This is a genomic window from Streptomyces anatolicus (genome assembly GCF_019400875.1).
GTDB classification, from domain to species: domain Bacteria; phylum Actinomycetota; class Actinomycetes; order Streptomycetales; family Streptomycetaceae; genus Streptomyces; species Streptomyces anatolicus.
On sequence record NZ_WMBF01000207.1, the window covers coordinates 1 to 10,717 of the forward strand.

Below are 10,717 nucleotides of genomic sequence, written 5' to 3' on the forward strand. Positions count from 1 at the left end.
CCCGCGTACCGCCCGAACCACACCCACCTCACCACCCATACGTAACCGATCTGCCGTCCCCGGGCGGCAGGGGGGAAAAGCGCCATGAGTCCAGTTCTGACCGCCGTCATCGGAGTCGTCGTACTCCTCGTCCTGCTGGCGCTCGTCGTCATCACCCGCTACAAGGTCGCCGGGCCCAGCGAGGCCTTCATCGTGACCGGGCGGCGCGGCAAGAGGTCCACCGATCCGGAGACCGGCCGCGTCATGACCGACAACAGCGGCCAGAAGGTCGTGGTCGGCGGCGGTGTCTTCGTCGTGCCGTTCGTGCAGCAGAAGTTCACGCTCGACCTGTCCTCGCGGCACATCCCGATCGCGGTGCGCGGCGCCGTCACCCTGCGGGGCGTGAAGGCCAACCTCGAAGGCGTGGCCATCGTGAAGGTCGGCGGCACCGAGGACTCCATACGCGCCGCCGCGCAGCGCTTCCTCATGCAGCAGGACGGGATCGTCGGCTTCACCCAGGAGGTGCTCTCCGGAGCGCTGCGCTCCATCGTGGGGCGGATGTCGGTGGAGGACATCATCCGTGACCGCGCCGCGTTCGCCGGGCAGGTCGCCGAGGAGGCCGAGGCCAGCCTCTCCGGACAGGGCCTGGTGCTCGACGCCTTCCAGATCCAGGACATCACCACCGAGGGCTCCTACCTGGAGGACCTCGGGCGCCCCGAGGCCGCCCGCGCCAAGCAGGAGGCGGACATCGCCGAGGCCGTGGCGCGCCGCGCCGCCGAGCAGGCGCGGCTGAAGGCCGAGGAGGAGATCGCGATCGCCCAGCGGACGTTCGCGCTCAAGCAGGCCGAGATCAAGGCCGAGACGGACGAGGCGTCGGCCCGTGCCGCCGCCGCGGGCCCGCTCGCCGAGGCCGCCCGGCAGCAGAACGTCCTGTCCGAGCAGGAGAAGGTCGCCCAGCGCCAGGCCGCCCTGACCGACCGGGAGTTGGACACCAAGGTCCGCAAGCCCGCCGACGCCGCGCGCTACCAGGCCGAGCAGGAGGCGGAGGCCCGCAGGATCGGCCTGGTCAAGCAGGCGGAGGCCGACGCCGAGCGGGCCCGCCTCACCGGTGAGGGCGAGAAGGCGCACCGCGCCGCGCTCGCCGACGCCGTACGCCTCGAGGGCGAGGCCGAGGCCGCCGCGATCGGCGCGAAGGGCGCCGCGGAGGCGGAGGCGATGCACAAGAAGGCCGACGCGTTCGCGCGCTACGGCGACGCGGCGGTCCTGCAGATGCTCGTCGAGGTCCTGCCGAGCGTGGTCGCGAAGGCGTCCGAGCCGCTCAGCGCGGTGGACAAGATGACGGTGATCTCCACGGACGGGGCGAGCCAGCTGTCCCGCACGGTCGCCGACAACGTCGCCCAGGGCGTCGAACTCCTCAGCTCCACCACGGGAGTCGACCTCGCCGAACTCCTCAAGGGCATCACCGGCGGCAAGACGCCTGCCCCGGCGCCCGCTTCGGTGCCCACGTCGGCGCCCGTCTCGACGAACGGCCGCATCGACGTCACCGATTGACCGACTAGTAGCCTCGCGCTCATGTTCATTCTCGAATTGACCTACACCGCGCCCGTCTCCGCCGTCGACGAGCAGCTGGCGGCCCATGTGGCGTGGCTCGACGAGCAGTACGAGGCCGGGGTCTTCCTCGCCTCCGGGCGCAAGAACCCGCGCGACGGCGGCGTGATCATCGCCGTGGCCCGGGACCGGGCGCGGATCGAGGAGATCGCCGGGGCGGACCCCTTCGTCCTGGCCGGGGTCTGCGAGTACCGGATCACCGAGTTCTACGCGACGAAGACGGTCCCGGCACTCGCCTCGTACCGCGAGCAGCTGCCCGCGTAACCCGGGACCGGCGCCCTCACCGCTCCAGGCGGGCGATCCGGCCCTTCTCGCCCGCCGCCCAGCAGCCCCGGTCCGGGGCGCAGTCCACGGTGTCGTACGAGCCCGTGTCGACCGTCCGCCAGCTCCGCCCGCCGTCCGTGGTGACGTCGGTGCCGGTCGGGCCGACCGCGAGGGCCGTGGCGCGGCTGTGCGGGAACCACGTCACGCCCGAGCGGTAGGCGGGCGGCGGCTGCCCGGCCGGGGTCCAGGTGCGGCCGCCGTTCCCGGTGACGGCCGCCGCCCGCGGTGAGGCCTGGCCGGCTCGGTAGTCGCCGCCGACCGCGATGCCGTGCGCACGGTCGCGGAAGGCGAGGCCGAAGACGCCGCGGGCCGGGTCGCCCGCGGGGATCGGCGCGTCGGTGGCCGTCCAGGTCAGGCCGCGGTCGGCGGAGTGCAGGACACGCGCGCGTGCCGCTCCCCCGGTCGCCAGCCACACATCGCGCGGACCGGAGGCGACCAGGCACTGGCCGCTCGCCGCGAAACCCGCCTCGCCCTCCTGCGCCGCGGGCATGCCGGCGCTCGGCAGGACGTTCCAGGAGCGGCCGCCGTCGGCGGTGGACAGGATGCGGTACTTGCCGTCGACCGGGTCGCTCATCGCCAGGCCGTGGCGGCGGTCGAAGAAGGTCACGCAGTCGTAGAAGGCGCGGGGGTCGGTGTTGCGGAAGGACTCCGTCCAGGTCTTGCCGCCGTCGTCGGTGCGCAGGATCCGGGAGGCCTCGCCCTCGCCGATGGCGAGGACCACCGCGCGCCGGCCGTCGAAGGCCTCCACGTCCCGCAGTTCGAGAGAGCCGCCGCCCGGTGGGGAGATATCGCGCCAGCTCCTGCCGCCGTCCGACGTACGCAGCACGGTCCCCTTCGACCCGGCCACCCAGGCCGTGTCCCGGCTGACGGCGGCGAGGCCGCGGAAGCGGGCGTCGGTGCCGCTCTCCTTGAGCTGCCAGCTCAGGGCCGTGCCCGGGGTGTGGTCCCGGCCGTCGGGCCGGGCGTTCGCGGGCGCCGCGAGGACGGCCCCGGCGAGTGCCGCCCCGCACAGTGCCGCCAGTACCGCGCGCCCCACCGTCTTCGACTTCCCCATGGCCCTCATGGCGGGCGAAGCTAGCCGACGCGCCGGGCCTCGTCCAGATGGCCGGAAGGGCTCCCCCGGAAGACGGGCGCCGGGAACCGCGGGCGCCTCCACGGTCTCTCGGTGACAGAGGTCACTCGGTCCCACTCACCTCGCGTGTGCACGGATCCCGTCTTTCCGTCGTCTATTCAAGTGCCGACCCCAGTCGTCCAGCAGTCAGTGAGGGAGCAGGCGTTGTCCACCGTCATCGAACAAGCCGTAGAGGCCCGCCTGGTCGCCGCCGCGCCGCGGATGCCGACCATCCCCGCAACGCTCCACTACGACCGGCGGGACCCCTTCGCCGTACGGATGAGCTTTCCCGCCCCCGCGACGCTGGAGGGCGTCGAGGTCTACTGGACCTTCGCCCGCGAACTGCTCACCGACGGCGTGGAGCGCGCGGTGGGCGACGGCGACGTGCGGGTGCGGCCGTACGGTTTCGACCGCACGGTCGTGGAGTTCCACGCGCCCGAGGGCACCGCGATCGTCCACGTCCGCACCGGGGAGCTGCGCCGCTTCCTGCTCCGCACGACGGCGCTCGTACCAGTCGGCCAGGAGCACCGCCACGTCGACCTGGACCAGGACCTCGCGGAGCTGATGCGGGACGCGTGCTGAGCCGCTGACGCCCGGACCGGATGGCCCGGCGCGTTCAGGGGCCGATCGGCAGCTCCCGCTTGTGCGCGGTCCGGTGGTAGCGCTCGACGATGGCGTTGCGGGCCGCATCGGCGACCGGCTTGCCCTCCAGGAAGTCGTCGATCTCCTCGTAGGTGACGCCGAGCGCCTCCTCGTCGGAGAGACCGGGGTTCAGCGACTCCAGATCCGCCGTCGGGACCTTCTGGACCAGCGCGGGCGGTGCGCCCAGCTCCTGTGCGAGGGCCCGGACCCGCCGCTTGGTGAGGCCGGTGAGCGGGACGACGTCCGCCGCGCCGTCACCGAACTTGGTGAAGAACCCGGAGGCCGCTTCTGCCGCCTGGTCGGTGCCCACCACCAGGCCCTCGTGCGCCCCCGCCACCGCGTACTGGGCGATCATGCGCTGCCGGGCCTTGATGTTGCCGAGGACGAAGTCCTGGTGGTGCGCGTCGCGGAAGAGCGCGCCGCCCGCCGCGACCGCCGCCAGCGCGGCGTCGGCCGCGGGCTTCACGTCGACGGTCAGAACCTTGTCCGGCCGGATGAACTCCAGCGCCGAGCGGGCGTCCTTCTCGTCGGCCTGGGTGCCGTACGGCAGCCGCATCGCGAAGAACACCGCCTCGCGCCCGGTCGCGGCCCGGACCCGCTCGACCGCGAGCTGGCACAGCCGCCCCGCGGTCGTGGAGTCCACGCCGCCGCTGATGCCGAGCACCAGGGAGCGCAGGCCGTTGGAGGTCAGCTGGTCGGCGAGGAAGGCCACGCGGCGCTCGACCTCCTGACGTACGTCGAACTCCTCGCTCACCTGGAGGGCCCGGGCGATCTCCTGCTGGACGGTGAGGGACGCGCGGTCGGTCATGGTCGCTCCTGCTCGCAGATCCTGGTCGGGGTAGTAGAGAGGTCCTGGTCGGGACGGGAAGCGTGCCCGCAGGTCAGCTCCGCACGCGCGGCAGCCCGGTGATTCCCATCACGAGCGAGTACAGCGAGGTCGACGCGGTGATGAACAGGCGGTTGTTCTTGGGGCCGCCGAAGGCGATGTTGGAGACCGGTTCGGGGATGTTAAGACGGCCGATCAGGGTGCCGTCCGGGTCGTAGCAGTGCACTCCGCCGTCGATGGCCGCCGCCCACAGCCGTCCTCCGTCGTCGAACCGGAGGTTGTCGAAGCGGCTGACGTCGTCCGTGGCCTTGGTGAAGACCTCCCCGTCGGAGAGCGTCCCGTCGTCACGCACGTCGAAGACGCGGATCACGCGGTCCCGCGTGTCCGAGACGTACAGCTGCCGCTCGTCGGGGGAGAAGACGAGGCCGTTCGGCGCCCCGAAGCAGTCCGCGACCAGGCGCACCTCGCCCGTGGCCGGGTCGATCCGGTAGACGTGGAGGCCGTCCTGCTCGCGCTCCGCGCGGAAGCCCTCGTAGTCACTGGTGATCCCGAAGTCGGGGTCGGAGAACCACACCGAGCCGTCGGAGCGCACGACCGCGTCGTTCGGGCTGTTGAGCCGCTTGCCGTCATAGCGGTCGGCGAGCACGGTGAGGGTGCCGTCCGGCTCGGTGCGGGTGACCCGGCGGTTGCCCTGCTCGCAGGAGATCAGCCGGCCCTCGCGGTCGAGCGTGTTGCCGTTGCTGTATCCGGCCGGGGAGCGGAAGACGGAGACCGCTCCGGTCGCCTCGTCCCAGCGCAGCATCCGGTCGTTGGGGATGTCGCTCCAGATCAGCTGGCGCCAGGCGGGGAGGTAGAGGGGTCCCTCGGCCCAGCGGCAGTCGCCGTACAGCTTCTCCAGGCGGCTGTCTCCATTGGCGCACCGTCCGGTGCGGAACCGGTCGTCCAGGATCTCGTACAGCGCGGTGTCGTCAGAACCGGACATGCTTACCCCCAAGTGGTCGCGAACTGAATCTCGTACAGCCGAGATGGACTATGCCAGAACCGTATATGGTGACGCCATGGGAACGGTGAATGACGTGGACGACATGGACCGCAAGCTGATCGCGGTCCTCCAGCAGGACGCGACCACCGCGTATGCCGCGCTCGGCAAGGCGGTCGGCCTGTCGGCGGGCGCCGCCCATGAGCGGGTGCGCAAGCTGCGCGAGCGGGGCGTCATCCGGCGTACCACCATCGACGTGGACCCGGCGGCGCTCGGCCGCGGCGTCCTGGCCTTCGTGATGGTCGAATCGACCGCCTGGATGGGGGATTCGGCGGAGGCCTTCGCGGCGATCCCCGAGATCCAGGAGGCGCATGTCATCGCGGGCAGCGCCGCGGTCCTCGTGAAGGTGCGCGCCGCGACGACGGAGCAGCTCCAGGACGTACTGCGCAGGCTGTACGCGATCGACGGCGTGAGCGGGACCCAGGCGACGGTGTCCCTGGAGACCTTCTTCGAGCGCCCCGTCACGCCCGCCCCGCCGAGCGGCGGCGCGATAAAGCGTTGACAGGGCCCACGGGAGGCTCCTAACGTCGACAGCGGTTCTGTTGCCGTCGACAGGAGAAGGACGTTGCTCGTCTGAGGTCTTGAGACACCGCGTCACGCAGCTCTCGCGCTGCCGTGTACGTCGCGTGCGACCTCGGCATACGAGCCGTCCCGTCCCCCGGCACAGGCCTTCTCTCTCTTCCGGCCTCACCCCGCCGCGGTGTCTCGAACGCGTTGTCCCTGACCACGTTCCACACCACGCGACCGCGAGGCCTGTATGTCACACTCCCCCACCTCTCTCACCTGCACGTCGCTCACCTTCACCTGGCCCGACGGGACCAGCGTCTTCGACGGTCTCCAGGTGGCCTTCGGACCCGGCAGGACCGGCCTCATCGGCCTCAACGGCTCAGGGAAATCAACCCTGTTGAAGCTGCTCGCCGGAGAACTGACACCCACCGAGGGCGCCGTCAAGATCGTCGGCGAGGTCGGTTATCTGCCGCAGAACGTCACCCTGGACACCGCTCTGCGCGTCGACGACGTGCTCGGCATCGCGGCGACGCGGGCCGCGCTGCACGCCATCGAGACGGGCGACGTGCGCGAGGAGCACTTCGCGGCCGTCGGCGACGACTGGGACGTCGAGGAACGCGCCCGCACCACCCTCGACCAGCTCGGCCTCGGGCACATCGGCCTCGACCGCACCACCGGCGAGGTCTCGGGCGGCGAGTCCGTGCTGCTGCGCCTCGCCGCGCTGCTCCTGCGCCGGCCCGACATCCTGCTGCTCGACGAACCGACCAACAACCTCGACCTGCACGCCCGTCGGCGCCTGTACGCGGCCGTCGAGGCGTGGTCCGGCGTCCTCGTCGTCGTCAGCCACGACCGTGAACTCCTCGACCTCGTCGACCAGATCGCCGATCTGCACGAGGGCGAGATCAGTTGGTACGGCGGCAACTTCAGCGCGTACGAAGCGGTCCTCGCCACCGAACAGGAGGCGGCCGAGCGCATGGTGCGCGTCGCCGAGTCCGACCTGCGCAGGCAGAAGCGCGATCTGGCCGACGCCCAGGTGAAGTTGGCCCGCCGCAAGCGCTACGGCCAGAAGATCCAGGACAGCAGGAGCCAGCCGAAGATCTTGATGGGCGCCCGCAAACGGGCCGCGCAGGAGTCGGCGGGCAAGCACCGCATCCTGCACGAGGAGAAGCTGGCCGAGGCCAAGGAGCGCCTCGACGACGCCGTGGAGGCGGTGCGGGACGACGACGTGATCCGCGTCGACCTGCCGCAGACTTTGGTGCACCCGGGGAGCGACGTCCTGACCCTGAGCGGCCTCGAACTGCGCTACGGCACCCGCGTCCTGCGCGAGTTCGAGCTGCGCGGCCCCGAGCGGGTCGCGCTGATCGGGCGCAACGGCGCGGGCAAGACGACGCTGCTGCGCACCATCGCCGGGGAGCTTCAGCCCGTCTCCGGCGAGGCGCTTGCCCATGTGCCACTGCGGTTCCTGCCCCAGCGGCTCGATGTGCTCGACGACGGACTGAGCGTCGTCGAGAACGTGGCCGCGTACGCCCCGGACGCGACCAACAACCGCATCCGGGCGCGCCTGGCCCGCTTCCTGTTCAAGGGCGCCAAGGCCGACCAGCAGGCGGCGACCCTCTCGGGCGGCGAGCGGTTCCGGGCGGCGCTCGCGGCGCTGCTCCTCGCCGAGCCCGCGCCGCGGCTGCTCATGCTCGACGAGCCGACGAACAACCTCGACATGGCGAGCGTGAAGCAGCTGTCGTCGGCCCTGGAGTCGTACCAGGGCGCGCTGATCGTGGCCAGTCACGACCTGCCGTTCCTGGAGTCCATCGGCATCACGCGCTGGCTGCTTCTCGACGGGGAGCTGAAGGAAATCACCCAGGAAAAGCGGACAGAAGCTGTCGGGTATGACGACTAGCGTCCGGTGCATGCACCAGGACACACACGACTGCATCACCATCACCGGAGCCCGTGAGAACAACCTGAAGGAGGTGAACCTGAGCATCCCGAAGGGCCGTCTCACGGTCTTCACCGGGGTGTCGGGGTCGGGAAAGTCGTCGGTCGTCTTCGACACGATCGCGGTCGAGAGCCAGCGCCAGCTGAACGAGACCTTCACCTGGTTCGTACGCAACAGGCTGCCGAAGTACGAGCGGCCGCACGCGGACACCATCGAGGACCTCTCGCCCGCGATCGTCGTCGACCAGAAGCCGGTCGGCGGCCACTCCCGCTCCACCGTCGGCACCATGACGGACGTCTACTCCGTGATCAGGGTGCTCTTCTCCCGGCACGGCACGCCGAGCGCGGGCCCGGCGACGGCGTACTCCTTCAACGACCCGTCGGGCATGTGCCCGCGGTGCGACGGCCTCGGCCGTACCGTGCGGCCCGACTACGACCGCATCCTGGACCCCGCCAAGTCCCTGGCGGACGGCGCGATCCTCTTCCCGCCGTTCGCCGCCGGGACCTGGCACGGCCAGACGTACACCAACACGCCCGACCTCGACACGCACAAGCCGGTCGGCCGTTTCACCGACACCGAGCGGCAGTTCCTGCTGCGCGGCGGGCGCGGCAAGCGGAAGGTCAGCATCGACAACACCGGCGGCGCACGGGACATCGACTACGAAGGCCTCGCCGACCGCTTCGAGCGCCTGTACCTCAACCGCGATCTGTCCGCGCTCGCCCAGAAGACCCGCGACATGGTGCGGGGCTTCCTCATCGAGGGCGCCTGCCCCTCCTGCCACGGGGCGCGGCTCAACGCGGCGGCACTCGCCACCCGCGTCAACGGCCTGAGCATCGCCGACTGCACCGGAATGGAGGTGACCGACCTCATCAAGCAGCTGGCCCGCGTCGACGACCCGGTGGCGGGACCGATCGCCGCGGCGGCGGTGGCGGCCCTTGAGCGCATCGAGGCGATCGGCCTCGGCTACCTCAGCCTGGACCGTGAGACGTCCACGCTCTCCGGCGGCGAGGGCCAGCGGCTGAAGATGGTGCGCCATCTCGGCTCCAGCCTCACCGGCATGACGTACATCTTCGACGAGCCGAGCGTCGGCCTGCACCCGCGCGACGTGGGCCGCCTCAACGACCTGCTGCTGCGGCTGCGCGACAAGGGCAACACCGTCCTGGTCGTCGAGCACGACCCGGACGTGATCGCGGTCGCCGACCACGTCGTGGACATGGGCCCGGCGGCCGGCACCGACGGCGGCCTGGTCGTCTTCGAGGGCACGCCGGACGAGCTGCGGCGGGCGGACACCCTCACCGGCCGCCACCTGCGCCGCGTCCGGGGCATCAAGGAGAAGCCGCGCGAGGCGACGGGCGGACACTGGGTCAAGGACGCCGACCTGCACAACCTCAGGAACGTCAGCGTGCGGGTGCCAACCGGGGTGCTCACCGCGGTCACCGGAGTCGCGGGCTCCGGCAAGAGCACGCTGGTGTCCAAGGCGTTCACCGCGGCGCACCCGGACGCCGTGGTCGTCGACCAGTCGTCCATCGGCATCTCGGGCCGCTCCACCCCGGCGACGTATCTCGGGATCATGGACACCGTGCGCAAGCTCTTCGCGCGGGGGACGGGCGCCAAGGCGAGCCTGTTCAGCTTCAACTCCCATGGCGCGTGCGAGCGTTGCCAGGGGCGCGGGATCATCTACAGCGACCTGGCGTTCATGGACCCGGTGACCACCACGTGCGAGGTCTGCGAGGGGCGGCGGTTCAAGGACGAGGTGCTGCGCCTCACGGTCGACGGCCACTCCGTCGTGGACGTACTGGCCATGACGGCCGAGGACGCCCTCGACTTCACCGAACGCTTCGGCGACCCGGCGATTCGCCGGCGCCTCGGCGCGCTGCGGGACGTGGGGCTCACCTACCTCACGCTCGGGCAGCCGCTCAGCACCCTGTCCGGCGGTGAGCGGCAGCGCATCAAGCTGGCCACGCAGCTGCACCGCACCGGGACGACATACGTCCTGGACGAACCGACCACCGGCCTGCACATGGCGGACGTCGACGGGCTGCTCGCGCTGCTCGACCGGCTCGTCGACGCCGGGAACACGGTGGTCGTCGTCGAGCACAACCTGGACGTCGTCAAGCACGCGGACTGGGTCATCGACCTCGGCCCCGACGGCGGCAAGCACGGCGGGCGGATCGTCTTCGAGGGGACCCCGGAGCTGCTGCTTCGTGCGCGGGGGTCGTTCACCGCGGATCACCTCCGGGGCGCTCTGGGCCTGGACGGGGAGCGCGCTGCATGATGTGCGGCACCGCCCCACGTGAGGTGCGGCGGTGTCCCGCCCCGTGAGGAGTACGCCGTGCCCAGCAAGAAGGCCCTGATCCGCCGTCCAGACCCGCGCCTCGCCGAAGGCCTGCTCACCCACCTGGAGCGCACCCCCGTCGACGTGGAGCTGGCGCTGCGGCAGTGGGAGGCGTACGTCGCGGCGCTGGACGCCCACGGCTGGGAGACGCTGGAGGTCGAGCCCGCCGACGACTGCCCGGACTCGGTGTTCGTGGAGGACGCGGTGGTCGTCTTCCGGAACGTGGCGCTGATCGCCCGGCCGGGGGCCGAGGCCCGGCGGGGCGAGACGCCGGGCGTCGAGGAGGCGGTGGCCCGGCTCGGCTGCTCGGTCAACTGGATCCGGGAGCCCGGCACGCTCGACGGCGGTGACGTCCTCAAGATCGGCGACACGGTCTACGTGGGGCGGGGCGGCAGGACCGACGCGGAGGGGGT

Annotated in this window: 9 protein-coding genes and 1 pseudogene; 7 read left to right on the forward strand and 3 right to left on the reverse strand. The window is 71.4% G+C overall.

From position 1 onward, the window contains the following. The first annotated feature begins 84 nt into the window (after positions 1 to 84). Complete coding sequence (locus GKQ77_RS18960; protein ID WP_219690104.1) at positions 85 to 1,530, forward strand: flotillin family protein; 1,446 nt, start codon at positions 85 to 87, stop codon at positions 1,528 to 1,530. 21 nt (positions 1,531 to 1,551) lie between these two features. After that, positions 1,552 to 1,851 carry a YciI family protein gene (locus GKQ77_RS18965; RefSeq protein WP_219690105.1) on the forward strand — a complete coding sequence of 100 codons (300 nt, stop codon included), beginning with the start codon at positions 1,552 to 1,554 and terminating at the stop codon, positions 1,849 to 1,851. A 16-nt stretch (positions 1,852 to 1,867) separates the two neighbouring features. Here the strand turns inward: GKQ77_RS18965 and GKQ77_RS18970 are convergent, their stop codons facing one another. Beyond that, complete coding sequence (locus tag GKQ77_RS18970; RefSeq protein WP_372459925.1) at positions 1,868 to 2,974, reverse strand: WD40/YVTN/BNR-like repeat-containing protein; 1,107 nt, start codon at positions 2,972 to 2,974, stop codon at positions 1,868 to 1,870. A 213-nt stretch (positions 2,975 to 3,187) separates the two neighbouring features. Here GKQ77_RS18970 and ssgD point away from each other — a divergent pair, with 213 nt between their 5' ends. After that, complete coding sequence (ssgD, locus tag GKQ77_RS18975) at positions 3,188 to 3,604, forward strand: spore wall synthesis regulator SsgD (RefSeq protein ID WP_219690106.1); 417 nt, start codon at positions 3,188 to 3,190, stop codon at positions 3,602 to 3,604. A gap of 34 nt (positions 3,605 to 3,638) precedes the next feature. On the opposite strand, the gene nadE is transcribed toward ssgD, so the two are convergent. Both nadE and GKQ77_RS18985 read right to left on the reverse strand, forming a co-directional pair. Next, positions 3,639 to 4,472 carry an NAD(+) synthase gene (nadE, locus tag GKQ77_RS18980; protein ID WP_219690107.1) on the reverse strand — a complete coding sequence of 278 codons (834 nt, stop codon included), beginning with the start codon at positions 4,470 to 4,472 and terminating at the stop codon, positions 3,639 to 3,641. A gap of 73 nt (positions 4,473 to 4,545) precedes the next feature. After that, positions 4,546 to 5,472 (reverse strand): SMP-30/gluconolactonase/LRE family protein, encoded by a 927-nt coding sequence (locus GKQ77_RS18985; RefSeq protein ID WP_219690108.1) that lies wholly within the window; start codon positions 5,470 to 5,472, stop codon positions 4,546 to 4,548. Between the two features lie 94 nt (positions 5,473 to 5,566). Between GKQ77_RS18985 and GKQ77_RS18990 the strand changes: the two genes are divergently transcribed. The 4 genes and pseudogenes from GKQ77_RS18990 to GKQ77_RS19005 all read left to right on the forward strand — a co-directional run. Next, on the forward strand, positions 5,567 to 6,031 hold the full coding sequence (locus tag GKQ77_RS18990) for an Lrp/AsnC family transcriptional regulator (protein ID WP_219690112.1): 465 nt from the start codon (positions 5,567 to 5,569) through the stop codon (positions 6,029 to 6,031). Between the two features lie 255 nt (positions 6,032 to 6,286). Further along, positions 6,287 to 7,930 carry an ABC-F family ATP-binding cassette domain-containing protein gene (locus GKQ77_RS18995; protein ID WP_219690109.1) on the forward strand — a complete coding sequence of 548 codons (1,644 nt, stop codon included), beginning with the start codon at positions 6,287 to 6,289 and terminating at the stop codon, positions 7,928 to 7,930. A gap of 10 nt (positions 7,931 to 7,940) precedes the next feature. Then, positions 7,941 to 10,244: an ATP-binding cassette domain-containing protein gene (locus GKQ77_RS19000; RefSeq protein ID WP_219690110.1), complete on the forward strand. Its 2,304-nt coding sequence runs from the start codon at positions 7,941 to 7,943 to the stop codon at positions 10,242 to 10,244. 57 nt (positions 10,245 to 10,301) lie between these two features. Next, a pseudogene (locus tag GKQ77_RS19005) lies at positions 10,302 to 10,717 on the forward strand (N(G),N(G)-dimethylarginine dimethylaminohydrolase); the annotation flags it as partial.